Raw genomic sequence first — 25,773 nt, 5'->3', positions numbered from 1 at the left:
CGGTGGCCCCACTGACACCGGCCACGGTGTCTCTGAAAACGCGTGCCCCCACCCTCCGCGCCCTACGTTCGTTCCGTGCATGCGCGGCGGCATGTGATCTTGCCTGGTTCCGATCATAAGCGCGCTGACGCCACCTTCCGCTGGTACGCGGATTACGCCCTGCCCAGCGGCCTCCTCCACCGCGAACGGCTCGACCAAACCCTCGAAGACGTCACCGCCAAGTTCAACCTGCCCGAACACCTCCAGCCCTTCCCGAAAGGAACCCCCGAGTACGAAGCCGTCTACCACCGACGCCCCGACGCAGAGTCGCTGCACGACACCCTCGACAACCTGTTCTACAAGGGCCGCATGATCGCGTACTTCAAGGAAACGCAGGACCTCGCGATGCTGTCGTTCGCGCGCTCGGCCATGCGCTAGCAAGAATCTTCGTTTGAGTTACAAGCACCCCTGGGCGTGTCCGCCCTCACGTCTAACGTGGAGGCATGAACTGGGAACCTGTCCTCGAAGCAGTCGGTCAAGCGGTCAACGGTCGGAGCGAGACAGCTAAGGCGGCTCTCGAAAAGTGCTGGGATGAGATGGTCGAACAAGACCATGCCCAACGGTGCGTGCTGGCGCACTACCTGGCCGACCAGCAGGAGGATCTTGAGAGTGAGACCCGCTGGGACGAACAAGCCCTGACAGAGTTCGCACACCTCCGCGACGATGACCTCGCAGCCATCGGAGTTTCCTCGACAGCGGGCTTCGCTCCGAGCCTGCACCTCAACCTCGGTGACGATTACCTGCGCGCTGGGCGCATCCAAGACGCCAAAGATCAGGTTGCACGCGCACAGCAGTCTGTCGCACTACTACCCGAGCAGGGATACGGCGCGATGATCCGTGACGGTGTTCGTCGCCTCCAAGCGCGCGTCGAGGCGACGAAGGCGGAGAGGTAGCTGAAACGGTCGTTGCTGCGGCACCCCGTCGAAGGCAGCCCCGTCATACTGCACTGCAAGAACCGCGCCAATTACCGTTGGCACTCACACCCTCAGACGCACACTTTCGGAGATGCGGAATCTAGGGGTGGCCCTATTGGCATACTCGAGCGCTAGGGCCGGCGGCTCTACACCGATCGGTCAGCCGCAGTACTCGGCTGTTGCAAAAAACTTGGCGAGTTCAACCGGTCAACGCACCACCACCGATAGGGGATCGTGGGTGTCATGGCCGGGTTGTCGAACGAGCAGCAGGAGAACGTCTGGGCGTTGTGGGCGAAGGGTGAGTCGATCAGGCTCATCGCCCGCACGATCGGCGTCAGCCATACCCCAGTCCGGACGCTGTTGCGCCGCCATGGCGGAGTGAAGCCGCCGCCGCGTGCCCGGAACCGGCGGCACCTGTCGCTGAGTGAACGTGAAGAGATCTCCCGCGGCCTCGCTGCCGGCTTATCGTGCCGTGTCATCGCCGCTCGGCTGGGACGGCATCACACGAGTATCAGCCGCGAAGTCGCCCGCCACGGCGGCCCCGGCACCTATCGCGCGGCCATCGCTGACGCGGGCGCGTGGCGCAACGCGCGCCGCCCGAAACCCTCACGCCTCCACCGCGATCAGGCGCTGTCGAGCCTAGTCGCGGCGAAGCTGGAACGGGGTTGGTCACCCACCCAGATCGCCCACTGGCTACGGCGCGAACAGCAGGATTCGTTGTCGCACGAGTCGATCTACCACGCCCTGTACACCGGCCAGATCCGTGCGCCACGACAGGGAAGCCTCCTGCGATCAGGGCGATCCCTGCGCCATGCGCGCGTCGCGAAGCCCCGACAACGCCGCGGCGTGTTGCGGAACATGGCATCCATTCACGATCGACCCGCCAGCGTCGAAGACCGGGCCGAAGTCGGCCATTGGGAAGGTGACCTCATCATGGGCCAGCGCCCGTCCGCCGTGGCCACCCTCGTCGAACGCTCCACCCGCCTGGTGCGCGTCGTCGCCCTGCCCGACGGGTATAAGGCTGACGCCGTCAGGGACGCTCTCATCGAGAATTTCGCCGAAGTGCCGCCGCAGTTTCGTCGGTCGTTGACGTGGGATCGCGGCAGGGAAATGGCCTTCCACGACCAGGTGACGCACGCCCTGGGCATGCAAGTGTTCTTCTGTGACGCCCGTTCGCCATGGCAGCGCGGCACGAACGAAAACACGAACCGGTTGCTGCGTCAGTACCTCGCGAAGAACGCCGACCTACGCTCCTTCACCCAGACCGACCTCGACACCATCGCGACGCGCATCAACGAACGGCCCCGCAAGGTCCTCGGCTGGGCCTCATCCCACGACGCCTTCACCGATAGCCTGAACACCATCAATGGTGCGTTGACCGGTTGAATCCGCCTTCGTTTGAGCTACACCGCTCAAGGTGCCTATGTTGCTCAGGCAGCTGCGTCCTCGCCAGGGCGACCCCACGAGAGAGGTTTTGTCGTATGCGTCCAACCGCACTGATCACGGGGGTAGGCCGCCGATCCGGCCTAGGCGCAGCCATAGCGACTCGCCTTGCCAGCGACGGGTGGGACCTAGCTCTCGCCCACCTTCCAGGCTATGAAGAGCGTGTTGGTCTCCCCCCGAGCCCCGATGACGTTGAAGCCATTGCTGCGGAGTGCAGGACGCGCGGAGCAACAGTCACCCTGCTGCCTGCCGATCTGGCCGACCCTGCTGTGCCCCAGCAACTCGTCGAACGCGCCAACGAGCACGGCACTCTCACGGCCCTGGTGTTGTCTCACTCTGAAGGTGTGGAAAGCTCGATCTTGGACACCACGGTGGAGAGCTGGGATCGCCACTACGCCGTCAACGCTCGTGCGGCATGGCTTCTGATCAAAGCGTTCGCTGAGACACTTTCTGCCCAGGTCAAGGACAGCAATTCTGCGCGTATCGTCGCGCTGACGAGCGATCACTCCGCATTCAACCTGCCCTACGGAACCAGCAAGGGCGCGTTGGATCGTCTCGTGACGGCAGCATCGATCGAACTTGCATCGCTCGGCGTGCGCGCGAACGCAATCAATCCGGGACCGATCGACACAGGCTGGATGGATTCACAGACTCGCGACCACCTCACAGCCATGACCCCGGCTGGACGCCTCGGCAACCCCGAAGACACGGCTAACCTCGTCGCATTCCTCCTGTCTGAGCAGGGTGGCTGGGTTACCGGGCAAGTGCTACAGAGCAATGGCGGCTTCGGAGTGAGCTAGCTGCCAGACACCGCGACGACCACGCCAGAGGTGAACCACTGGACGAGCGTCGCAGCAAGAATCACCGCTGCCCGCGCTTCCAGTCGAAGCAGCCTCTGATCAAGACCAGACGAGAAACCTCGTCACCACATAAGCGCGGAACGAAACCCAGGGCGCTTCACTGCGTGATCTGCACGCGCAGCTGCGCGTACGGATCGACCAATCGTGAGCTATGCCTACCAGCTGCCCGACGCAGACCTCGAGGCGATCTTCAGGGCACACATCGCCCCGGGCGCGTTGAGCGAGATGCGTCCAAGTTCCACCCCGCAGCTGGTCGTGCTCGGCGGCCAGCCCGCGTCGGGCAAAACTTGTCGCCGTTAGGGGCTTAGCCGGCGAGGATGCAGAACTCGTTGCCTTCTGGGTCGGCCATGACAGCCCAGCCCAAGTCGTGGCGTCGGTCGTCGGCCATAGTGGCGCCGAGGCACAGGGCGCGCTCGACCTGTTCGTCGCGACTGGAGCCGTCCGGCACGAGATCCATGTGTGCGCGGTTCTTCACCTTCTTGGCATCAGGAACCTTGAAGAACAGGATGGTGTACCCGTCGGGGCTGGTGAGGTAGCACTCGTCCGAGCCCGGTTTGAACAGGTCCGGTTCTTCGATGTCCCAGCTCAGCAGCTGTTTCCAGAACTGAGCTGTCGTGTAGGGGTCGAGCGCGTCCCACGTGGTGTGGGAAAGACGTAAGGACATACACGTCTCCTTAGGTGAGGGGGATTTCAGTTCGCCGCGTCCGCGGGCGTCGGAAGTGCCCAGATGCGGCGAGTGCACATCGGGATGATCGATGCGATGAGCAGCAGCGCGCCGGTGGCGGCCGCCCATCGCACGCCCAGAGCGCTGCCGAGGGCGCCAGCAAGGATTCCCCCCAGCGGGATGGAGCCATACATGACCTGGGTGTAGGCCCCGGCCGAGCGGGTGAGCTGCTCACGGGGAATGGCGCTCTGGCGCAGGGTCAGAGAGTAGACGTTGGCGTTGCCCAGGCCGATGCCCGCGATGAGCATGACGACACCGATGGCGGCAGCCAACGTGGCGCCCGTCGTGTCGACCATGACTGCCAGGACAGGTGTGCCGCAGGACAGGACGAGGGACAGAACAAAGGCACGACCCAATCCAACGCGCTCGGAGACGCGCAGCGCTGTCGCGGTCCCGATAAGTCCGCCAACGCCCGCGCCGGCGAGGGCCACGCCGTACGCCGTTGGCGAGAGGTGCTGGTGTTGGACAGCCCAAAGAACCAGATTGAGCAGGAACACTTCTTCGGCGAGGTTATACAACGCAGCGTGGAGGGTGAGGGAGCGCAGGAAGGGGTTCTTGAACAGCAGCGTGAGGCCACTCGTGAGGTCGGAACGGGCAGTTTCGTCTTTCATTCGAGTCGCACCTCCCTTTGACGTGGCATTCGCCGTGCGCCGTGGATGGCTCCCAGAGATGCCGGCAGCTGAGGCGAAATAGCTGATCGCATCGACAGCGATGGCTAATGGGGCGCCTAGCGCGCCGACCAGGGCGCCCGCGAGACCAGGGCCCGCGACTTCGGCTGTTGTTCGACTGCCTTGGAGTGCGCGGTTGGCCGCAGCTAGATCGTCGTCGTCGACGAGGTCGGGGACGTAGGAGAACCCGACGACGCCGAAGCACAGCGATGCGACGCCCGAGATGAATGCGACGGCGACCAGGAGCGGCACGTTCAAGAACCCGCCCGCCCACGCGATGGGAACGAGTCCCAAGACGGCCGCTTGGGTCAGGTCGGCCGCGATCATCACCGCGCGCTTCGAGCGCCCTTCGAGAACGTGGCCGGCTACGAGGGAGAACAGAAGGTACGGCAGCGTCGCAGCAGTGGCAACCATCCCAACCTGGCGCGGCCCCGCGTGCAGAGCAACGGCACTCACGAGGGGCAGAGCCATGACGGTCACCTGACTGCCCGTGACACTGATGGACTGGCCAACCCAGTAACGCCGGTAGGAGCGATTCGTACGCAACAACCTGATGCTGGGGTCCACGAGATTCCTCACAGTCATTAAGCCGATCACTTGTGAAGATTCTGTCTGAGTCTTGTCCCACGTGCAAGACTCTGTTTGTCCGTGAGGAGAGGTATGGCCCAGTTCAGTCACATTGCCGGCGTGCCCGTGTTAGATCTGATCAACACCGTCGAGTGGCGCCTGAGCGCCACCGAACGCGAAGAGGATCTCCTCACCTATATCCACGTAGCCCAGTGGGGGCTCGAGTCGGGTTTCCTCAACGAAAGTGAATACGCCCAGGCTGATCGACTCGCTCGTGACGATGCAGGTGCGGCCGAGGCCGAGCGGCAGCGCGTCATCGCTCTACGCGAGAACGCCTACCTAGCGATCTTCCGAGGTGACCAAGGTGCTGCGGACGATCTTGCCACCGCGTATCGCGAAGCCGTCCAGTACGCCAGCCTTACCCACGGCGGCGCCCGGTGGTCTTGGCAGCCGACCGAACTCACCCTCGCCACGGTGCGCCATCGCATCGCGATCGCACTGATCGAGTTCATGGCGCGCGATGACCTCGACCGCCTGCACCAATGCGAAGACGAAGCCTGCGGATGGGTCTACCTCGACACCTCACCGCGGGGCAACCGCCGGTGGTGCGTCACGGCCGACTGCGGTGACCGCAACCGTTCGCGCGCCTACTACGCGCGGCAGAAGGCGAAGAGATCGCAGTCAGATCCCAACACGCCTTGACCAGCCGATCGGTGCAAAAACCTTTAGGGTCGATGCCGAGATCGCTGAGCTGCGCCAGCGGTTTCGCACCGCCACCGTCATGCAGGACTATCGCGACTGCGGCAACCGCTGCGTTGCAGTCCTTGAAGCGCTGAGCGCCACGGTCTTCGACCCCACCAAGCACTGGGATGCGGGTGAGAAACCTCCGCCTGTGGACAAGACGGATCTACGCATCGGTGCGTATATCGTTGGGCGCACGGGGGGTAAGGGGAACGAAAAGCTACGCGGGCTCGAGAAGAAGGCTCCAGCCCTGGCGCACAAGGTGAAGCATTCACCCAGCGCTGACCGGGTCAGCGCCGGTATCGCGGCCGACGCAGTCATACTCCTCGCCGACATGCTGCGACGGCTCATGGAGTGACCTCCCGGCGACCTGCTCTCGGTGCCTCGATCGGGTGAACTCGCCAAGAGTTTTGCTACCGGCGCCCCCTCCGGGACCTGACGGCCACAACAGTGGCCGTCACCGGCAAGAACCACGGTGCCACGCGCCACACCGGCGTCAGTGCATACCCGTCGTACTCGTGCGCCAGTGAAGACAGTGCGGCGAAACCAGACCACACCACAGCAGCACTGCCGGCCCCTCTTAGTTGCGGGCGCGTTGAGTGGTGACGATGCAGGCGAGGACGATCACGGCTGTGATGGCAGCCGCGATGGTGAGGTGTTCTCCCATGAGCAAGACGGCCCACACCAGCGTGAGTAGGGGTTGAGCAAGTTGAATTTGGCTGGCTCGGGCAACCCCGATCAGACCCATCCCTCGGTACCAAGCCACGAAGCCGAAAAACTGTGAGACTCCCGCGATGTACGCCATTCCCAGCAGCGCTGTGGCGCTGAGGTGCACTGATTCGCGGGAGATCCCCCACACGCTGACGACCAGGTTGACCGGTGCCGCGAGGACCACACCCCATGCGATGACGCGCCATCCTGGCATCCGGCTTGAGAGCCTGCCGCCTTCGGCGTATCCGGCAGCGCATACGAGCAATGCGGCAAACAGGTAGAGGTCAGCCAGCCCCACCCGCCCATGGTTCTGGGTCAGCGTAAACCCGATGACGGCCAGAGCGCCGAGACTTGCAGCCGCCCAAAATGCTGCGGGCAGGTGCTGACGGGTGCGCCACGCCGAAATCGAAGCAGTGGCCATCGGAAGCGCGCCGATAACAACGGCAGAATGCGCCGTCGTGGAGGTCTGCAGCGCCAAGGTGGTCAACAGTGGAAACCCCACAGCACACCCGGCTGCAACAACCCCAAGGGCCGGCCAGTCTTTGCGCTGTGGTCGGGGGCCACGCACAATTGTGAGCCCCAACGCCGCCAGAGCGGCTGCGATCAACCCTCGCAGCCCGGTCGCCGTCCATGGACCGAACCCGTCGAGGGCCCAGACGGTGCCTGGGAAGCTGAAAGAGAATGCGAGCACCCCCAGGGCCGCCAAGACAACCCCAGACGCTCTAGGTGTCGTCATCCTACGAATGCCAGTAGCGCTATTGTCTATCTTCATGAGTAACAGTAGCAGTGCGCAACGGATTGCCGACGAGCTAGCGACCGAGATCGAGCAGCTCGTGCCAGGGGCGAAGCTGCCGCCCCAACGCACACTGGTAGCTCGCTACGCGGCCAGCGCAACCACAATCGCGCATGCCCTGACGCTGCTCGTTCAACGCGGCTTGGTGGAAACGCGCCCCGGGTCGGGCGCCTTCCGGGCTACGCCACGACCTAGCTTGAGCGGGGGCGATACGACCTGGCAGGAAGCATCTTTGGAACTGACCGACCACCTCGAGAGCACCCGTCCCGGTGAGCGCGGCCACTGGGCTGGGGCGTTGAGTGACACCCTCATCCAGCCCGCGGTAGACGTGGTCGATCTCAACGGCGGCTATCTCCACCCGAACCTGCGCCCGAGCGAGCTCCTCACCACGACCCTCAGTCGCGTGGCGAAGCAAACCCGTGCGTGGGATCGTCCGCCCATCGGGGGCATTACCGGTTTGCGAGACTGGTTCGCCCAGGACATCGCCGCCGGCTTAGGACTGAACGACATCCTCATCACCGCCGGTGGCCAAGCCGCCCTCGCCACCACGCTGCGCGCGGTTACCCAACCCGGTGATCCGATCATCGTGGAATCACCCACATACCCAGGAACACTGGCCGCCGCTCACGCAGCAGGTCTGCGGCTCGTTCCACTCCCCATGGATGCGCAAGGGCTACAGCCAGACCACCTCGACGAAGCACTCTCGCGCAGCCGCGCCCGACTCATCGTCGTCCAGCCCCTGTACCAGAACCCAACCGGCGCAACCATGAGCCCAACACGTCGTACGCAGCTTCGCGAGATCGCAAGATCGCACCACGCATTCATCGTCGAGGACGACTTCGCGCGCTACCTCCTGCACGCCGACGCGCCCCCACCCCCCGCGCCTCTCATGGCCGACGACGAAGACGGCACCACCATCCACATACGGTCGCTGACCAAACCCACTTCACCCAACCTGCGCATCGCGGCAATCGCTTCCCGCGGACCCGTGACCGCACGACTGCGTGACGCGGTGACGACCGATTCCCTGCTCGTCCCAGCTGTTCTGCAATACAGCGCCGTGGACATCGTCACGTCACCAGGGTGGCGACGCTCCCAACACACTCTGGCGCAAGAACTGGCCCACCGACGCGACCTCGCCATCGCCATTCTCACGCGCCACTTTGGATCCGATGCACTCCACTCACATCCCACAGGTGGGTACCACCTCTGGTTCACCCCGCCCGCACCCCATGACGGCATTTCCTTCGCGCAAGCAGCCACCACGGCCGGCGTAGCGGTCACGCCTGGAGCCAACTACTACCCCCTCGGTCACTCCACTCCCTCCCATGTCCGAATCAGCTACGTCGCAGCACCGAACGAGGCCGAACTCGAGCGCGGCCTCATACGGCTCACCAGACTGAAGCAAGGGGTGTAACTCAAGGTTCGTTTGAGCCACATGATTCGCTGTCTGGCCGCCGCATCTAGGCGTTCGCCATGGCAGATTGCCGAGCGACCCGGGCCATGGTGGAAGTGGAAGCGATGTCCACCAGGCAGGAGCAACCCCATGAGCGAGCACCTCGCCAACCTCAAGCACAAGGTCTTCGGTGACCACAGGGACAAGACCACCGCGATCCATGAGGCGGGCTTCGCGAACGAAGCAGCTGCAGCTGAGTGGGCTGACAGCATCACCACCGAGCCACTGGCCGAGGTGACCGAGCCGGCGCTGATCAAACAGATCCGTGAAGCTCGCCCTGACCTCACTCTCGCGACGGCGAGCTACATCGCCCAACGCGCCAAGGCCCGAGCCGCCTGACAACTCGGCACCGCAGCGCGGCTAAAACGGCGGTGCCAGGTACTGCCCGACGTGGTGCACAACCCCTCGTTTGAGCTACACCTGTCGGACGGCTTCGACGATGATGACGCAGGCAAGAACGGCGTAGACCGTGGCCGCAAGGTAGTTCAACGCGGCGCTAGCTCGCGGACTGCTAGTGAATCGCTCATGAAAAGTGCCCGCGAGAGCACCGATGGTGCCGTAGAGCACGAACTCGGCGCACACGTTGACTGTGCCGAGCAGGGCCATCTGCGCTGTCGTGTTGGTGGCGTGGCCGGCGAAACGCGGGAGGACGGCGAGGAAGAACAGGATGATCTTGGGGTTCGTCAGGCTGACCGACAGACCCCGCAGGTACCACCGCCCGGCGGCGACGTCGCCGATCGCGGCCACCTCGCGAGCATGGCGCACGGTAGTCACCGACAGCCAGAGCAGATAAGCAGCCCCAAGCAGCGTCAGGCCGGTCAGCAAATCAGGGTGACTTTTGGCGACCTCACCCAAGCCAACAACGACTGCGGCGACGTAGACGCTCATTCCGGTAGCGATGCCAAGGATCGCTTTGAGCGCGGCTCTCCGCCCTCCCTCGAGTCCGACCGCGAGCATGTACGCCATGTCTGGGCCGGGTGGGATGAGAAACACCAGAATGACACCGAGGAAGCCCGGTAGTACGGACAGGTCGACCACGAGCATCCTCTCCGCCGGCGACGCCCTCGTGGCGCCGCCCTCACACTATGGCGTCTTCTCCCTAGGGCAGGGGCGCTGGTTCCCACGCTCCACGAAACCGTTCGCGTGAGCCACACGCAGATCAGCCCAGGATGTTGCCTGCGACGATCAGTGCGAATGAGGGAGCAGTCAGATCAGCCCCACGAGTGCCATGGTCTTGTCCTACTCCGGCTTGCGTCGGTAGTCCGCGGATTTGAAGCCCGAAACCGATGATGAAGACGGCCAGACACCTGGAACTCTTCCTCGACGATCCGCAACCCAGAGCCCCTTCCAGCGTTGGGGTGTGACAGGGGGTCCTCGTACGTGAGAGGAACCCACCCCCGGCGGGGTGGGCTCCTGGAGGCGCCTGGATCAGGCAGGGTCGACGGGAGCTACGCGCAGCAGGTTCCCATCGGGGTCCTGGGCGATGAAGGTGCGGCCGAAGACATCGTCGTGGGGTTTCTGGACGATGGTGACCCCGAGGTCGCACCAGCGCTTGTACTGCCCATCGATGACCTGGGGGCCTCCGGGGAGGTTGAGACAGACCTCGCTCGTACGCCCGGTCGTGGACGTGAGGGATTCGGCCCTGCCAGACCACAAGGCAAGCCCCACCCCAGTTGCGACCTCGAACTCCACGAACCGGGGGCTGGTGAACCGTGGGTTCATCCCGAACAGTTTTGAGTAGAACGCGCTCGAGACGGCGACGTCCGTGACGTAGACGATGAACAGGTTGGGTGCCGGCATCAGGTCTCCTATGTAGCGGGCGGAACAGATGACTTCATCCGATCAGGCAAACCAGACACCCGATGTCATGTTTGTTTGCGAGGGTTGGGGTTCATGAGGTCCGTCCGTCTGATGTCGCTGCTGTTGCTCCTGCAGACCCACGAACGGATGACCAGCAAGGAGTTGGCGCGTCGCTTCGAGGTCTCGCAGCGCACGATCCTCCGCGACGTGGAAGCGCTATCGGCCGCTGGCGTCCCAGTCCACACCGAACGTGGACGACACGGCGCCATCGTCCTCGACCGCCGGGCCCGGCTCGACCCCGCACGTCTGGACCCGGCCGAGGTTCAGCTGCTGACGCTCGGCGGCCTTGACCCCAAACAACTGGAGAACGTCGGCTTGCACACTGTGGGTGCCCGAGCTCAGGAGAAACTCACCGCCGTGGCCGCCCGAAGCTCTGGGGCCACTACGCAGGCACCTCTGTCGGACATCCTGCTCATCGATCCAGCGGGCTGGTTCTCTGAAGGCTATGAGCTCGATTTGTCTGCCCTGCTCGACGCGGCGCGCCGTAAGCAGCGCGTGCGGATCCGCTACCGCCGCAGCGGACAGTCGGCCGGCCACTGGCTCGTCGTGGATCCGTACGGCATGGCCGCCAAGGCCGCCACCTGGTACCTCGTCGCCGATGTCGACGGTGAGCCACGAATGTTCAATACCGGCCGCATCCAGGACCATCAGCCATTGCCGCAGACTGCAGTGCTGCGCCCGGGTCAGGACCTTCGCACTGTCTGGGCGGGTCTGCTGGACGACTTCCAGCCGGTCCCGGCGGTCGAGGTGCGAGCACTGCTGCGCTCCACCCGGCTGGATCTAGCGCGTCGCATCCTCGGTACACGCCTCGTAGCCGCCACTGCCGCCGACGCAGAGTGGAGCTCGATCGTCGTGCAGTACCCGGACGTCGAGTCCGTCCGGCAACTCCTCCAGTTCGCGGACCACATCCGCGTCCTGCACCCCAACGAGGCAGTCGAACGGATCCATAGCTTGGCTGACAAGCTCACGCAGAATCACCCGAAGTAAGGCTCGACCAACGTCTCCGGTCAGTACATCTAGAGATCTGAACGAGCATCGACACGGGGAGACTCCGGGCTTGCTCCCCCTGTGACGGTCTCGCCGAACATGACGACTCCTACGTTGGCTCGCAGCTGGCCTCGCAGGCTGGCTCGCACTCGAACGGCGTCCACAGCAGGAACGCGTACCCGCAAACCACAAGTGCACGCATACTTCTTGCACCGGTCCTGCGCTGGGAAAAGGAGCGATGTCCTGGCTCCGCGCAGACCGCCTGCATGACACAGTGTTGACATGCTCATCAGCGCTCAGTACGTGGACCGTGACGCTCTGCTCAATTACATCGCAGGTTTGGAGGGCGGAGTCCGCCAAACGGGTGTCTCCAGATCGAAGGGCAGTCGAGGGGTCGGTGCCGCCCTGGGCGCCGGACCGGTCAAGGCGGACGCGCGAGGTGATCGAGAGTCGGAGGACACGCTCACAACCACCGACCACGACGCATCGAGACTTCAACGACTTATCGCGGCTGGCCGTGAGAGCCCAGATGCCCTCGGATGGGTCGAGGTTCTGGAGCCGGATACCGACTTTGCGGGCCTTAGTCTCGGAGAATTCATCGAGTGGGAGTGCGACATCTTCATGCCCGAGGGAGTCGCGGCATTGTCGAACCAATCCGGGTTCCGCGAGACTCTGCGTCAGTTCCAGGACCTAGCACCTGCCGCCCGGGCCTTGGGCCTGGACATGAATGGCATGCCAGCCGAAGACGAGATGCAGGCGATGGGAACCTTCCTCGAGAATCTGGATGTCCCGCCGGTAGTTGTCGGCGAAGATAGCGACACTGCCTGGAGGGTGGTCGGATCACTCACTCCTCAGTGGGTCCGACCGGGCGCAACCTTGGACGACCGCGTTCGCATCATCGGTAAGGTCAAGAAGGTAGTTGGGGAGGGGAAGTGGTACCCCCTAATATCCTTGCCAGGCATGAACCTCGTTAGCCGAGAAGAGCGGCGGCGCATGGAACGCGAAGGCCCAGCTGACGCAGCCACGCAGGCGAACTACGCAGAAGGGCCGCTGTTGGTGGTGGAGTACCTCGCCATCTACAGCTAATTAGAGCGCGGCTCTTCGGTGCGTCGACGCCTCACACGCCCGCCGTAGCCAGCGATAACCAGAAGGAATAGCTCTTGGGCGAAAATCTCGCGCATCACCACGTCAGGACGCTACACCTCGTGCAAGCCACTGAGGATGCAACGGAGCTCCTCGCGATGGGGATCGCGAGGATCGCCACGCCCGGCTGGCAAGCCAGAGCGGGCCAACCGGCCCTGCAAACGATCGCAGCCGGCGTCGAGAAACTCGCGAAACTCACGCTCGGGATGATGGACGAGTTCGACACCGGAGCCTTCCCCGACCCAAAGACGCTAAAAGAGTGGGGACATAACATCGACGGACTCACTCGCTCCCTTGGAAACCGTCTCGAGCAGCGAGCTGCTGGAGATGGCAGGCCCGATATCCTCAGGCTCAAGCACTCCTTGGACGTGGATCCCTTCTGGCCCGGTCTCCGTGAGGCACTCGACACGGCCGCCGACGCCAGGGCTGGCCGCTACGTTCACGAGTCTGCGCTGGGAGGAGTTCGGCCGCTAGGTAGACCTATCCACGAGATGTGGCAGGTCCTCGACGACAAGGCGATTGCGAGACTCGGCCTCGCGTCCGCTATCGCCGGGCCGGAATCGCGCGACGCACTCTGCCGAGTCCGTACTGAGATTATTGGGACGGTTGTTCGCTGGTGGCATCTCCTATTCCGAGTGTGGCAGCACGGCCTGGCCGGCCCCACCGCGCGGCAGTTATCCACCGAGGTTCGCCTCCAGTGGGACACTCTGCCGCCCAGCCTGGAAGCTCTTGCCAAGCGCCTCTAACCGTTCTGAGTGGACACGTAGACTCGGGGTTGCTGAATCGGCGAGAGTCCGACGGGAAGGCTGCGGGCGTACCAATCGCCCACACCGCAGGTGGTCACTGGGCGTGGCGACCCACGCACATGAGGTGAAGGTGGGCCGAGTGGCTGCCCGCTCGCCGCATCAGTCAGGTAGATCACCACCCGTAAACTCATCCACCCACACTGTCTCAGGAAAGCTCGGTGGCGAGTCCCACGCGGCCAAAAGTTTCTGGAAGACTACGGGTTGGAACCGCTCGAAGGAGTTCTCCGAGGAACCCGACCTGAGTCTTGTCCGCAAGTCTTCCGGCCCCTCACCTAACGGCACATCCCGGGGAAACGCACCTACAATCGTCATCCCGACGATAAGCGTCGGCAATGCAGTATTCGCCACGTAGTCCACGAGGCGAGCCAGTTCTGACGCAGGCGCAACATGTGCCGTGTAGGGGCTAGGCCGCCGCAACTGCACCGACGACTCCGATTCTGTGAGACTCGGCACCCCATAGGTTCCGCGCTCGACCGGAAAGCCCAATCGAAGCGCTTCAAACGCCGCCCCGACCACTGGTCGGTCCAACTCCGTGAGCGTCTGCCCATCCCACCTAACCGGCACCTGCTCCTGACGGGTCAGTCCAGCGACCACGGTGGCAGCGCGGTGCTTGTCGTCATTCCAGTAGCGATGCAACAGGTGGAGCGCCTGCGCTTGTTCATTCGTGGTCGCAGCACGCTGAGTTAGGTGGATTGGGCAGGAGTCAATGGTGCTGTGCGTGTCTGCGAAAGGTTGCAGGCTCTCTATGCGTTTTCGCACCATGTGGCCCTCGCCGAGCGTCGTGAGGCCGAGCTTCAGCCCCCTTTTGCACCAGTCGGCGAAACCTTTCTCATTGAGATGCACAGGCATGCAGATATGGCGCTGGGCCTTCTCAGAGATTTCACCCGATTCGTTGCTGATGACGAGGTGCCAGACGGCATTTTCCACAGCCGACCGCGCGTGGTTAATGGCCTCGGCGAACTTTAACGGAATCTCGGGCGGTATCGGACGCATGCCGGTTGGTACAACTTGGTACTTGTCGCCTTTGCGTTCTTGGACGAACGTAATTGGTCCACTTCGGGACCATTCGGTTGCGACATCACCGACTTCGTAGGCGAGCTGATCGGCACGCACTATCCGACTAGCTAGGGACAGCAACTCGTCGGGAAGCCAGTCCATCGAAGAGGACCCCCGGAACAGAAGATGGCAATGAACATGTTGCGTCCACGAACATGTGGCGTCCCCGGGCGGCTGGTTAGAGGCGCCGTTGACGTTGAACGACCTCAACTCTATACCGATCATCGGCACCCACTACGGCTTCGCCCTGGACGTTCCTCTGGGGTCCACCTTCCTGGCTGCCTCGCGGGTGCGAACAACTCGTCGAGGGGCGCCTCAAGAGCGCGAGAGCAACAACCACGTGCGCAAGTCGTCGGGAGCCGCGTCGTGCGCAGTGTTCGTCAGCGCCTGGCGATGGAGCCCGGGAACTCTCGGAGAACTCCGAGGGCATCGACTCGGTGTTGGTCCGCTTGAGCGACCAGCGCAGCAATCGCTCCTTCAGCGCCATTGCGTGGACGCGGTTTCTCTTGTTGCTCGCACGAGCATGGGTGCGACGGCATATAGTTCGAGCGTGGTGTGGACTTCGTTGCACATGGCACTCCGCCTCCGATGATCGGCTGACCATTGATCTGGTCCAACAGGCGTGCGCCGAGCACATTCCCGAGTCAGCATCCCTTGATTGGAAGCGGGACTGGCCGCTGACCGGTGCGATGACGGAGCAGAAGCAGGCGAAACAGCAGGAGTTTGCCAAGGACATCGCCGCAATGGCCAATACCGGCGGAGGGCCGATCGTGTACGGCGTCGACGAGACTCGAGTTGACGATCGCTCGGTGGCCGAGCGAATCGTCTCGGTCGGCGAGGTGACCGAGACGCAAATGCGGGAGCTGTATCAGGCGGCCAACAACTTGATCTATCCGGCCGTCGCCGGGCTCAAGATGGTGCTGGTGAGCGACCCAGGCTCTGCGCAGTCGGTCTTGGCCGCTGTAGTACCGGACAGCGCCAGCCGTCCGCATCTCATCCACCCGAAGGGTCGCCCCGACTGGTTCATGGCGCCCTGGCGCAACGGTCCGGACACCATGTTTATGAGCGAACGCCAGCTGGCCGATGAGTACCGGCAGCGAGACCGCGGCCGCGATCAGCGGGACCAGGAAATGGAGGCCATCTGGTCATCAGCGATGAAGGCCTGCGGTGCTGTACGCGATAAGCAGTGGATCATCGGCGTGCTCCAGCCGGAGCGCTCACCGTTGCATCGCCGCCCGATTCAGCGCAGTCAAGCCCGTACGGTCCTGGACTGGTGCGACCGCAACCAAGTCGGGCTATCAGAACTGGGCGGCGACTCTCCCGTCAGCGCAATTTACGTAAACCAGCACAGGGAGCTCCATCGTGGACTCCGGATGTTCTACCGAGCAACACCGGCGAACTCGAATGTTTGCGGACGTGTGGAGGTCCACGCTGACGGCACGATCGTCATGGCCGTGCACCGCTCGGAGGGCGGCTTCCGCGAGCGCATGGTCTCTTTGGACGGTGACGTCGCCATCTGCGACATCGAACAGCTCGGGCTCGATCTCGCCGTGGCTCTATCGGCGACACGCGCGGTGTTTGGCATCGCGGGCGACTACACGCTGCGGGTAGGGGTCGAGCCGGGCACACAGATCTTCCGGCGCTCGGAGCAAATGTTGAAGGGCGGATTTATGCCCTGGGACGAGGCCGACCGCGTTCCAAACTTCCGGACCGTTACCGGAACCATCGGAACCGATACTCCGACAATGGCCGCCGCAGACATCCTTGAGCTGATCCGCGACGTGGTTCACCAGACCGGGCAAGACCTGTCGTTCAGCACGGCCACCGCGCTCCCGCGACTCGCAGAGTCACCAGAGGTCACGAGCGCGGCCAACGACTAATCCATAGGCGGCGCCGAACCTCCTCTCAGACAGGTGACTGACGCTAGCCCCCAGTGCCGCGGCGCCGACCAGATCCGTCCGCGCGCCGATTCGTGGCCTGGATCGAACGCGCCCACCACCGTGGCCGCGGCCAGGAACGCCTGCATCGGTTGACGCACATCGAGTTCGAAATCGTCATGATCGCGACGGTCGCCTTGGTTGCCTGACCGCTGTCACCTGTTCGTGCAGTAGGCCGAATGGGAGCCACACGAATCTGAACTGCCCGCCATGATGGGTCCAACCTGAAGAAACTCGGGATGGCGCCATTCCCACGCATCAGCGAGCCACAGACAGCGCGTTCGGGCGACTCTCTCGCGCTGAACGACCGCCCTTTGGTGGCGAGCCGCCACCAAAAGCGCCCGCACACAGAATCCCAGCCCGGGATAGCTTCTGAATCGGGTTTCGTGGCTCCTGGAGCGTATGGCTGTCTCGGCGCGCGCCGGTCGCCCCGGTCCTGCAATTCCAAACCGACGCGGCTCGCACATGCATCTTCGGCACGGCGACGTTGTTACGCAGGATGGAGGAGCGGGTGGCCTTCTCCTGACTCAAGCGCACTTTTGGGCTTGCTGAGGGTGACGTGCCTTCTCTGGACGATGGGTTGTGCATCGGGGTGGTGGGTCATTTCCGCGGCGGAGAGTACCGCCACGGCAACTTTGTATTTCCATGATGTTGCGCCCCTACGTGCGCGATTAAAGAATTTGCCGTCACGCGGGTGAGTCGCTCAAAAAAGTGCAAGCATTGTCGCGCATCTGCAAGAGTTAGTGAAGGATTCTTTCCTGCGCGCGCCTGTCTGGAAACTGCTAGGGCGGGGTCCTTCAGCGGCACCCCCTTAGCGCAACCGGCGCTGTGGCTTTCCCACCCAACGCTGACGTCGCATACCTTTTGTCCTGCGAGCTGGCCGAACAGATCATCGTGGCCATGGGCAACTGCATGACGAATGTGCGTCCAGGAGTCCAGTGTGTTAGCTATCGTGGCGGCATCATGTGTGCTCCGGCCAGCACCCCTCCCACCCGCCTGTTGCCAATTCCAAGCTTTGGCAGGATCGAACGGAGTCTGGGGTTGGTCAGGTGAGAATATGTTGCGGGCAAAGAGTCCCCTGACTTGATGTGTCGCGGGCGTGCTAAATTTCTCCACTTCAGTCAATAACGCGTTTGATTTCTTCTGATTTCCTACATTCGGACCTAATGCAAAGGCGGCCAACGTTAGGTCTTCGATGGTCGCCTGCCACGTTGCGACTGCCATGAGCACGATAGCCCGGTTGACGGACATGGGGGCGCCTCTTTTTCCGCGCTTTGCATGCCCCTCTGCATCGAGGCCCGCCTTTTCATGGACCGCAACTAAGTTATACGCGTGCATAATGTTATTAAGATACTGTTTGTGCGCTAACGGAAAAGTCATGGACATGAAGCTCTGGTTCATCCTTGCATATTGTCACAGAGCAGGCGCGCGCGTGTTGAATCCCGACAACCCTAAGTGTCGGCCGTTCGCCAGCGAGTCTACGCGTAGGTGATAGAGCGAGCGATTCAAGCGCCCCGGGCGCCGCCGGGACAATGAGTGTCGCGGACGGAGCGGCAACGCCTGGGGTGCTCGCCGGAGGCCTGAGTCGCGAACAACGACGTTTGACTTCGTCACCCGCTAAGTGACCTCACCAGGTGGAGCTCACAGCGTCGCGCCCCTCCGTCATACACGCCTGGCGTTGTCAGTGACTACACCGTGACACGTCGTTCATAGTGACCACGACGTGGGGGAGCCGCCATTCGGCTAATCGACCGCACGACGCTGTCCGTCATTACAGATAAGTCCAGAAGAGCTGCGTCGACGAACGGAGCGCTGAGGTCCAAGCGACGACCGGACGAACGCAGCATTCGTTCGACCAGCGTGCGCACCTGTTCGGGCGTGAGAATCGTGTTCGTCAGCTCGGGGATTCCCGAGCGTGCCACGAACACGCGGGCCGGTTCGTTGAGCCAGATCTCCTCGATGGACGGGTCGTCGAGATAGGGCTGCAAAGGCCCGAAACCCGCCACCGCGTCGAACACGGCCTTGGCCTCGTCCTTCGCACTCGGAAGCGCCGGGAGCCCGGCTCGTGCGCGAGCGAGCTCGGTGGCTGACACGATCTCCGCAATGATCGAGCGGACCTTCTCCGGTTCGGTGCTCGGATCGACGGCACGCGAGCGCAATTGCTCACGGACCTCGTCCTCGATGAGACCGACAGCCATGGATGGTCACCTCCCGCCGACTCGCTCGTCGAGTCGATTCGTTCCTGGCGGCCATCAAAGGCTCCGGCGGAACCGAGCGGGGGTTTAGCCGAAATTCTTACCAAATTCTTACCATTCGCTTTATCGGAGTTATCCACAGGAAGAAATTGGCTCTGTTGCCGGCTCGCGGGTTCGGCACACGCTGGTCACCATGAAGGTGAAACTGCGTCTGGCGCTCGCGAACCCCGACCAAGCCCACACCCGCGTCTTCGACATCGAGGCCCCCGCGGGCACACAGTTCACGACGCTGCGCGAACACCTCGGCCCGGCTCTCGTCGGCAAGAGACTTCGAGTGGACGACATCGACATCGACGACGGATTCCGCCTCGGCGAGCCTCCGCTCGTCGACGGCGCGTCCCTCGAGCCGCAGCGCACGACCATCACGAACTCGGTTCCCACTCCGCTTCGACTGGTGGTGTCCGCCGGGCCGGGTCAGGGACGCTCGTGCCCGCTTCCTCCGGGTGAGCACATCTTGGGCCGCGCCCACCCGCTTCTCACCGACGACCCGCTCGTGTCCCGAACACACGCTCGCGTCATCGTGCGGCGCGGCTCGGTCGAGGTGTGCGACGAAGGCAGCTCCAACGGAACCTCACTCGATGCCCGGGCATTGGATCCGCGTGAGCCCTGCGTGTGGCGGATCGGTCAACATCTACGCCTCGGGGGAACGCGCATCCGGCTCGACACCACGCTCGAGCCCGTAGCGGTGGAAGCCCGAGGGGACGGCACACTGCGCATCCCCGCTCCGGTGGCGAACCGCCTCGAACTGGCGCCCACCCGGCTGGAGTGGCCCTCACGTCCCACGGCCCCGCCCCGCAGCCCGCTCCGGTGGGTGGCAGCACTCGCTTCTGTGCCGGTGGCCCTCGTCATGGCCGTCGTTCTGCACTCCACCCTCATGCTGGCGTTCATGCTCATCGGGCCCCTGACCATCGGCCTCACGTATCTCGACGACCGCCGGCGAGGTCGGCTCGGAGGGCGAGCGGCCGCTCGTGAGTACGCGCGATCCAAGGCGGATACCGGGCGACGAATCGACGACCTCCTGAACCGCGAGCGCCTCGAGCGCACCGCACGGCTCCCGCCACCGGACGTTCTCACCGACGTCGCGGCGGGGCGTCGGCCGGGCATCGCGTCGGGTGAACGCAGCTGGCCCCTGGTTCTGCGTCTCGGACACGGAACGTCTCCGTCGATCCATTCCGTGACTCATGACGGCGTCACACGTCACCTCACCCTTGACGACGCGCCCGTTGCGGTGGCCCTCACTTCTGGCGACCTGCTCCATCTCGACTGTGACGCCGCCTCGGTGGGTGCGTGCATGGAACACGTCGTCGCCCGGCTTCTCGTCGAAGGCGTACCCGGCGCCTGCGGCCTCCACGTCGTCACGGACATGGCTGAGGGTGCGCGGTGGACGTGGTGCCGCGGCACAGCTCGCCTCGAGGTGGGAGCAGCCCTACCCGAGGACACAGAACAGGACCTGGCAGAGCGGGTCGCCCAACCCGGTCACACCGGCGACGAGCTTCCGGTTTTCGTCCTCGACGCGCGCAGCGAGGGCGCACGCGAGGCGTTGAGACGCTGGCTCCCCGTGGCCTCGGGGGTTCTCGTCTGGGTCGGACCGTCGGCGCCCGGAATGCAACGCGAGAGGCGCGGCTCAAGCGGGCCGACCGATCTCGTCGTCACGGTCCGCCACGGCCACAACGCCTCCTTGCTGCCGTCCGGGCACCGATTCACCTTCGACGAGCCGATCAGTTCGTGGTTCGTCACGACGACCAGGCTCGCGCGGCGGTGGGCGACCACCTCACGCCGAGGCACGAGTTCGTCCATCCCGACGACGGTGCCCGCCGACAGTCTCCTGCCTGCAGACGTCGCCCGGGCATGGGCGGCCGGACCGTCCACCGCCGTCCCGGTCGGGTTCGGGGCAACCGGCCCCGTCCACCTCGACCTCGTCCGTTCGGGGCCACACGCCCTCGTGGCCGGCACCACGGGTGCAGGCAAGTCCGAGTTCCTCCTCGCCTACCTGCGTGGCCTGTTCACACTCAACGGGCCTGGCGACGTCACCGCACTGCTCATCGACTACAAGGGCGGAGCCACCTTCGGCCCGCTCGTCGACGCTCCCCAGGTCGTCGGTCTCGTGACGGACCTCGACAACTCACTCGCGGAACGGGCTCTGTCCGCCCTCCAGGCCGAGATCAAACGACGCGAGCACACGTTGGCTGCCGCCGGGTACAACTCCTACACGGCATATCGAGCCACTTCACCGAACAGTGCCACGGCGCTGCCGCGTCTCTTCGTCATCGTCGACGAGTTCCGCGTCCTCGCAGAGGAACTGCCCGAATTCGTTGCAGGCCTCGTGCGGCTGGCGGCTGTCGGTCGGTCGCTGGGCATGCACCTCGTCCTCGCCACCCAGCGCCCCGGTGGCGCCGTCACCGCAGACATGCGCGCCAACCTGGACGTACGGGTCGCACTGCGTGTCCGCGAACGCTCCGACAGCATCGACGTCATCGACTCCCCCGCCGCCGCAGCGATTTCGCCTCGGCATCCCGGGCGAGCGTTCCTCGCCCATGGCGGGTCGACCCCTGTCGAGCTGCAGACGGCCTTCACCGGCGCGCCACGCATGCTCCACACCGACGAACCCCCACTCCACGTTCACGAGGTCGATCTCCGCGCACCGGGCCCCCTTGCTGCCGAGCCCGAGTGCCCCGGATGCCGGCCGGCGGGCCATTCCACGACGAACGACCTGGAAAGGTTCGTCGCCGAAGCCAAGGCTGCCGCCACGCACCTACCTGCTCCGCGCCGCCCGGTGCTCCCGCCCCTGTGCGAAAACACCAGGCCGGTTGCCCACCTCGCCATGGGCGAAGTGCGCTGGCCCGACCTCCTGCTCGCGCGCCCCCAAGCAGGCGAGCGCCCGCGAAACAGCGTGCCGATCGCCGTCGTCGACCTCCCGCACGATCAATCGCAACCGGTCCTCTCAGGAGCCGGCACCGAACACATCGGCATCGCTGGGGCTCCTCGCAGCGGGCGCACACACGCTGCCATGACGATTGCGAGCGCCAGACGGTCGACGGGCGAACGCATCTGGTGGGTCGGCGACGTCCCGAGCTTCCCCGTCGACGACCACTTCGCCGCTGACGATCCGGACGACGCCGTGCGCCTGCTCACCGCCCTCAACGAGCCGAGCCCGGTCGCAGAGCGCGTCGCGATCGTCGTCGACGGCTGGGAAGCCCTCAACGACAGCCTCATGCGCATCAACCACGGGCTCGCGGCGGACGAGATGTTGCGGCACGTGCAGCGCGCGCACCAGTTCCGCAGGGTGTTCGTCATCACGGGAGCGCGATTGGTTCTCGCGTCCAAGCTCGCGGCGCTCCTCGAGGTGAAGATCGTCCTGCGTCAGAACGACCAAACGGAGTACTCCCTCGCGGGTCTCCGCCCGGCACAGGTGCCCGCAGCCATGCCGCCCGGACGCGGACTCGTTCTTCCGCACGCGCACGTCCTGCACTTCGCGTCCCCGGGCGAGCCGGGTGAATGTGACACCCTGTCACCATGACGAGTACGCGCAAGATCACCGCCGCCGTCGCGCTCACGGGCGCCCTCATCGCCGCGCCGGCCATCGCCGCCGAGACGAGCACGCCCGGCACGTCGACGCCGAGCAGTACCTCGAGCACGTCCTCCAGCTCGACCTCGAGCAGCTCGTCCTCGTCGAGCAGTACCTCGTCCTCCCCGAAGTCCCCCAAGGGGAGCGCCATCACGTTGCGCCTCGACGGCAAGGGCAAGATCGACACGTCCGCGCTCCCCAAGGAGTCGACCCTTCTGGCCACCGAGGAACTGCGCTCGATCGTGCCGGGTCTTCGGTCGGCCGACTTCTCGGACGGCACGCTCACTCTCACCGTCAAGGGAGAGGAGAGCGACAACCGCAGCCGCATCGTCATCGAGTTCGATCGCTTCGGCACGAAGGCCGACGTCACGAAGGGTTGGGACGCGGACAAGAAGGCTCACCAGGCTCGTGCCGCCAAGAACCCCGGTATCTACACCTTCGCCGGCCCTGGCAAGAACGGTGTGGCCGACTCCTTCAGCGATGGCACGACCACACACGTCCTGCTCACCAACGGTGATGCCGCGGGCCAGATCTCGTTCTCCGGCATCGGGTTCTCCTCACTCGGAGACGACCACGCGAGCGCCCGCAAGGCTTACCGCGACACGGTTGTGCCCAAGATCGTTCAACTGCTCGCCAACAAGGTGAAGGCCGGCGGGCCGGCCAAGACGCCCAAGTCGTCGAGCGCGAGCCCCTCCGCGATCAGTTCGTCGTCATCACCGAGCAGCGCCTCTGCCTGACACGCTGCACGGCCGACCGGGCGTCAGAGAACGGCGTCCGCCCCGTCGTCCTCGTCCGGGTCGAAGCGCGGCAGCGTGAGCGCCGCAACGAACGAGACGACAGCAACAACGAGCGTCGCCACGCCGAACAGCTTGGCTCCCCCGCTGATGAGGCTGAACGAGACCGGCACGAGCATGCCGTTCCACAGCAACGTCGGGGTCTTCGCCAGGCTCTTGTGACGCAGCAGGTTGATCGCGAGCAACGCCACGCCCGCCGCCAGGACGACCAGAACAGCGGCCTCCGTGAGGGCGCGGGTCGTGGTACTGGCCTCCCCGTTGATCACGCCGTACGCCGACATCGCCGCCATGACGAGCATCGCGAGCGCGGCAAGGCCGGTGCCGGCGGCACTGACGAGCCAGGCTGCACCACTCGATCGCGCCGGCGTGCGGGATGGCGTCCGGTCGGGCAGTTCTGAGGCATTACGGGGTTTTCGCGTCACGCCGTAAACTGTACGTGGCACCCTCCGCGAGCCGACATGTGATCAGAAACTCACACAATCGAACAAAAAATTTCGTCGAAACCCCTTGTGCGTACGCCGGGCCAGGTGTGAACCTATAGGGGAACGCCCACCCGCGCCCCGAACGATCATCGAATCGATGCATCGCACAGCGCATCGGACCGTCGGCACCCCGACATCGTTCGCACCGACCCCGCCGGTTTCAGCGGAGACTCAAGGAGCAATGCCACATGGATTGGCGCAATCGCGCTGCGTGCCTGGACGAGGACCCGGAGCTTTTCTTCCCGATCGGCAACACCGGCCCGGCCCTGCAGCAGATCGAAGACGCCAAGGCCGTCTGCCGTCGTTGTGAAGTCATCGACACGTGCCTGAAGTGGGCACTGGAGTCCGGTCAGGACGCCGGTGTCTGGGGCGGCCTTTCGGAGGATGAGCGACGCGCTCTCAAGCGTCGCAACGCTCGCGCGCGCCGCGCCAGCTGATCGTTCTCATCGCGTCTCAGCGGGCGGCCCATCATCACGATGGCCGCCCGTTTTCGCGTCCCCTCCCACCGATGACGCATCGAGCGGACGCAGCCGTGCACTGAACCGTGCCCTCGTGCCGCCTCCCGGTTCGGCAGCCCATTCGATCGTTCCGTGCAGGTCCTGGACGAAGGTGCGCACGATCTGAGTACCGAGACCCGACGCTCCCCCGGCCACGCCTTCCCCGGCGACGAGGCCGGACCCGTCGTCCACCACGCTGACCTCGAGGCCGTCGCCGTCACGACGCGCCTCCACCGTCACCCGTCCGCCGCGCTCCGCGAGGCCGTGCTCCACCGCGTTCTGTACGAGCTCGCCGAGCACCATGGCCAACGAGGTAGCGTCCTCGCTCGAGAGCACCCCGAAGGAACCGACGAGCCGCGCCTCGACGGGAGCGTCCGGCAACCGTGCCACGTCGACACCGGTCGTGAGTCCTCGCTCGGCCACCTCGTCGAAGTCGACCGCTCCGCCGAATCCCGCGCTCAACGTCTCGTGGACCGCCGCAATGACCGCGACGCGACGGCCGGCATCCGCGAGCGCCCGCTGTGCCTCGATGTCCGGCAGGCGCCGCGCCTGCAGCCGCAGGACGGCCGCCACCGTCTGAAGGTTGTTCTTCACCCGATGGTGAATCTCACGGATCGTCGCGTCCTTCGTGATGAGCTCGCGATCGCGGCGACGCAGCTCGGTGATGTCGCGCAGCAGCAGCGCCGCCCCGAAACGGCGCCCCTCGGCGATGAGTGGCACGGCGCGCACCATGAGCGCAGCCGACCCCTTGCGGAACTCGGCGTGCCACGGCGCCCGACCGGCGAGCACGACGCCGCCCTCCACAGGGGCTTCCGCCGACGTCACGCCGCGCTCCTCGAACGCCGTGCCGAGCCGAAGGCCGAGGGCGTTCGTCTCGATGCCGAGGCGCCGCAGCGCCGAGACGGCGTTCGGGCTCGCGTAGGTGATGTGACCGCCCTCGTCGAGCGCGATGACACCGTCACCGACTCGGGGTGCACCGCCACGGCCGCTGGAGGCGCCCCCTCCGTCGGGGAAGGTTCCGTCAGCGACCATCGTCAGCAGCGCGTCCGACAGCCCCAGGTAGCGGCTCTCCAAGCGCCCGCGGCGTCCGACGTTGCCACGGATCATGTGTCGACTGAGGACGGCCACCGTGGTGAACGTCCGTCGCACCGGGATGGTCTCGACCGTGACAGGCTCCCCGTCGTCGTCCTCATCGGCCGACGTCCGTTGCCCGGAGACAGAACTGCGGGTCAGCCGCGCGGCGAGCTCCTGAGAGGGCGCCACGCCGACGAGGTCCTCGGCGAAGATGCTGACACCGGTCGTGGGCCGAACGTGAGCGGCGGCACGCCACCCCTCGTCCGTGCTGACCCACAACACGAGGTCGGAGAACGACAGATCCGCGAGCAGCTGCCAGTCGCCGACGAGCTGGTGCAGCCACTCGTGGTCGGCCTCGTCACTCCACGAGGCCGACCCGAGAATGTCGGTCGTCGTCACGC

At 64.8% G+C, this 25,773-nt stretch carries 25 protein-coding genes; 15 read left to right on the top strand and 10 right to left on the bottom strand.

All coding sequences use genetic code 11. The features are described 5' to 3' along the window. Positions 1-99: 99 nt before the first annotated feature. The 4 genes from H7F30_RS08175 to H7F30_RS08160 all read left to right on the top strand — a co-directional run bounded on the left by H7F30_RS08175 (position 100) and on the right by H7F30_RS08160 (position 3,196). Positions 100-417, top strand: a complete 318-nt coding sequence (locus H7F30_RS08175; protein ID WP_187034485.1) for a hypothetical protein — start codon at positions 100-102, stop codon at positions 415-417. A 65-nt stretch (positions 418-482) separates the two neighbouring features. Further along, positions 483-932, top strand: coding sequence for a hypothetical protein (locus H7F30_RS08170; RefSeq protein ID WP_187034483.1), 450 nt, complete (start codon positions 483-485; stop codon positions 930-932). 264 nt (positions 933-1,196) lie between these two features. Next, on the top strand, positions 1,197-2,339 hold the full coding sequence (locus tag H7F30_RS08165) for an IS30 family transposase (protein WP_187034481.1): 1,143 nt from the start codon (positions 1,197-1,199) through the stop codon (positions 2,337-2,339). Between the two features lie 95 nt (positions 2,340-2,434). Next, entirely contained in the window at positions 2,435-3,196 is a 762-nt protein-coding gene (locus H7F30_RS08160) for an SDR family oxidoreductase (RefSeq protein ID WP_187034479.1), read from the top strand. Between the two features lie 364 nt (positions 3,197-3,560). On the opposite strand, the gene H7F30_RS08155 is transcribed toward H7F30_RS08160, so the two are convergent. Continuing rightward, complete coding sequence (locus H7F30_RS08155) at positions 3,561-3,920, bottom strand: VOC family protein (RefSeq protein ID WP_187034477.1); 360 nt, start codon at positions 3,918-3,920, stop codon at positions 3,561-3,563. Between the two features lie 26 nt (positions 3,921-3,946). After that, entirely contained in the window at positions 3,947-5,233 is a 1,287-nt protein-coding gene (locus H7F30_RS08150; RefSeq protein WP_255465012.1) for an MFS transporter, read from the bottom strand. Positions 5,234-5,308: 75 nt separating this feature from the next. Between H7F30_RS08150 and H7F30_RS08145 the strand changes: the two genes are divergently transcribed. Together H7F30_RS08145 and H7F30_RS08140 are read left to right on the top strand one after the other, a co-directional pair. After that, entirely contained in the window at positions 5,309-5,917 is a 609-nt protein-coding gene (locus tag H7F30_RS08145) for a CGNR zinc finger domain-containing protein (RefSeq protein ID WP_187034473.1), read from the top strand. A gap of 79 nt (positions 5,918-5,996) precedes the next feature. Further along, positions 5,997-6,314, top strand: a complete 318-nt coding sequence (locus H7F30_RS08140; RefSeq protein ID WP_187034471.1) for a hypothetical protein — start codon at positions 5,997-5,999, stop codon at positions 6,312-6,314. Positions 6,315-6,536: 222 nt separating this feature from the next. On the opposite strand, the gene H7F30_RS08135 is transcribed toward H7F30_RS08140, so the two are convergent. After that, complete coding sequence (locus H7F30_RS08135) at positions 6,537-7,403, bottom strand: DMT family transporter (protein ID WP_222617788.1); 867 nt, start codon at positions 7,401-7,403, stop codon at positions 6,537-6,539. A gap of 34 nt (positions 7,404-7,437) precedes the next feature. On the opposite strand from H7F30_RS08135, the gene H7F30_RS08130 reads away from it, so the two are divergent. Next, a complete protein-coding gene (locus H7F30_RS08130) occupies positions 7,438-8,877 on the top strand; it encodes a PLP-dependent aminotransferase family protein (RefSeq protein ID WP_187034467.1) in 1,440 nt (479 codons plus the stop codon). A 129-nt stretch (positions 8,878-9,006) separates the two neighbouring features. Next, a complete protein-coding gene (locus H7F30_RS08125) occupies positions 9,007-9,255 on the top strand; it encodes a hypothetical protein (RefSeq protein ID WP_187034465.1) in 249 nt (82 codons plus the stop codon). 75 nt (positions 9,256-9,330) lie between these two features. Here H7F30_RS08125 and H7F30_RS08120 read toward each other — a convergent pair whose 3' ends face one another. Together H7F30_RS08120 and H7F30_RS08115 are read right to left on the bottom strand one after the other, a co-directional pair. After that, on the bottom strand, positions 9,331-9,960 hold the full coding sequence (locus H7F30_RS08120; protein ID WP_255464710.1) for a LysE family translocator: 630 nt from the start codon (positions 9,958-9,960) through the stop codon (positions 9,331-9,333). A 384-nt stretch (positions 9,961-10,344) separates the two neighbouring features. Then, a complete protein-coding gene (locus H7F30_RS08115) occupies positions 10,345-10,716 on the bottom strand; it encodes a VOC family protein (protein WP_187034461.1) in 372 nt (123 codons plus the stop codon). A 111-nt stretch (positions 10,717-10,827) separates the two neighbouring features. Between H7F30_RS08115 and H7F30_RS08110 the strand changes: the two genes are divergently transcribed. The 3 genes from H7F30_RS08110 (at position 10,828) to H7F30_RS08100 (ending at position 13,652) form a co-directional block, all read left to right on the top strand. Beyond that, on the top strand, positions 10,828-11,763 hold the full coding sequence (locus tag H7F30_RS08110; protein WP_255464709.1) for a YafY family protein: 936 nt from the start codon (positions 10,828-10,830) through the stop codon (positions 11,761-11,763). A 282-nt stretch (positions 11,764-12,045) separates the two neighbouring features. Further along, the gene (locus H7F30_RS08105; protein WP_187034457.1) at positions 12,046-12,849 is read left to right on the top strand and encodes a hypothetical protein; all 804 of its coding nucleotides are present in this window, start codon (positions 12,046-12,048) and stop codon (positions 12,847-12,849) included. A gap of 74 nt (positions 12,850-12,923) precedes the next feature. Beyond that, a complete protein-coding gene (locus H7F30_RS08100; RefSeq protein ID WP_187034455.1) occupies positions 12,924-13,652 on the top strand; it encodes a hypothetical protein in 729 nt (242 codons plus the stop codon). A gap of 159 nt (positions 13,653-13,811) precedes the next feature. Here H7F30_RS08100 and H7F30_RS08095 read toward each other — a convergent pair whose 3' ends face one another. After that, entirely contained in the window at positions 13,812-14,870 is a 1,059-nt protein-coding gene (locus H7F30_RS08095) for a hypothetical protein (protein WP_187034453.1), read from the bottom strand. 347 nt (positions 14,871-15,217) lie between these two features. Here H7F30_RS08095 and H7F30_RS08090 point away from each other — a divergent pair, with 347 nt between their 5' ends. Next, positions 15,218-16,648, top strand: a complete 1,431-nt coding sequence (locus H7F30_RS08090; RefSeq protein WP_187034451.1) for a helix-turn-helix domain-containing protein — start codon at positions 15,218-15,220, stop codon at positions 16,646-16,648. A 657-nt stretch (positions 16,649-17,305) separates the two neighbouring features. Here H7F30_RS08090 and H7F30_RS08085 read toward each other — a convergent pair. Together H7F30_RS08085 and H7F30_RS08080 are read right to left on the bottom strand one after the other, a co-directional pair. Continuing rightward, positions 17,306-18,106 (bottom strand): hypothetical protein, encoded by an 801-nt coding sequence (locus H7F30_RS08085; protein ID WP_187034449.1) that lies wholly within the window; start codon positions 18,104-18,106, stop codon positions 17,306-17,308. 287 nt (positions 18,107-18,393) lie between these two features. After that, positions 18,394-18,903, bottom strand: coding sequence for a hypothetical protein (locus H7F30_RS08080; protein ID WP_187034447.1), 510 nt, complete (start codon positions 18,901-18,903; stop codon positions 18,394-18,396). Positions 18,904-19,093: 190 nt separating this feature from the next. Here H7F30_RS08080 and H7F30_RS08075 point away from each other — a divergent pair, with 190 nt between their 5' ends. Both H7F30_RS08075 and H7F30_RS08070 read left to right on the top strand, forming a co-directional pair. Next, the gene (locus tag H7F30_RS08075; protein ID WP_187034446.1) at positions 19,094-22,477 is read left to right on the top strand and encodes an FtsK/SpoIIIE domain-containing protein; all 3,384 of its coding nucleotides are present in this window, start codon (positions 19,094-19,096) and stop codon (positions 22,475-22,477) included. Beyond that, positions 22,474-23,262: a hypothetical protein gene (locus H7F30_RS08070; RefSeq protein WP_187034444.1), complete on the top strand. Its 789-nt coding sequence runs from the start codon at positions 22,474-22,476 to the stop codon at positions 23,260-23,262. The genes H7F30_RS08075 and H7F30_RS08070 overlap by 4 nt, the downstream gene beginning before the upstream one ends. Before the next feature lie 23 nt (positions 23,263-23,285). Here H7F30_RS08070 and H7F30_RS08065 read toward each other — a convergent pair whose 3' ends face one another. Then, positions 23,286-23,741 (bottom strand): hypothetical protein, encoded by a 456-nt coding sequence (locus H7F30_RS08065; RefSeq protein WP_187034442.1) that lies wholly within the window; start codon positions 23,739-23,741, stop codon positions 23,286-23,288. Between the two features lie 248 nt (positions 23,742-23,989). On the opposite strand from H7F30_RS08065, the gene H7F30_RS08060 reads away from it, so the two are divergent. Next, the gene (locus tag H7F30_RS08060; protein ID WP_006943843.1) at positions 23,990-24,238 is read left to right on the top strand and encodes a WhiB family transcriptional regulator; all 249 of its coding nucleotides are present in this window, start codon (positions 23,990-23,992) and stop codon (positions 24,236-24,238) included. A 6-nt stretch (positions 24,239-24,244) separates the two neighbouring features. Here the strand turns inward: H7F30_RS08060 and H7F30_RS08055 are convergent, their stop codons facing one another. Then, positions 24,245-25,771, bottom strand: a complete 1,527-nt coding sequence (locus H7F30_RS08055; RefSeq protein ID WP_187034440.1) for a sensor histidine kinase — start codon at positions 25,769-25,771, stop codon at positions 24,245-24,247. Between the last annotated feature and the right edge of the window lie 2 nt (positions 25,772-25,773).

This window comes from Dermacoccus sp. PAMC28757 (assembly GCF_014302635.1).
Lineage (GTDB): Bacteria > Actinomycetota > Actinomycetes > Actinomycetales > Dermatophilaceae > Dermacoccus > Dermacoccus abyssi.
Note: the sequence above shows the minus strand (reverse complement) of the source record. Positions and strands in the feature narration are given on the sequence as shown.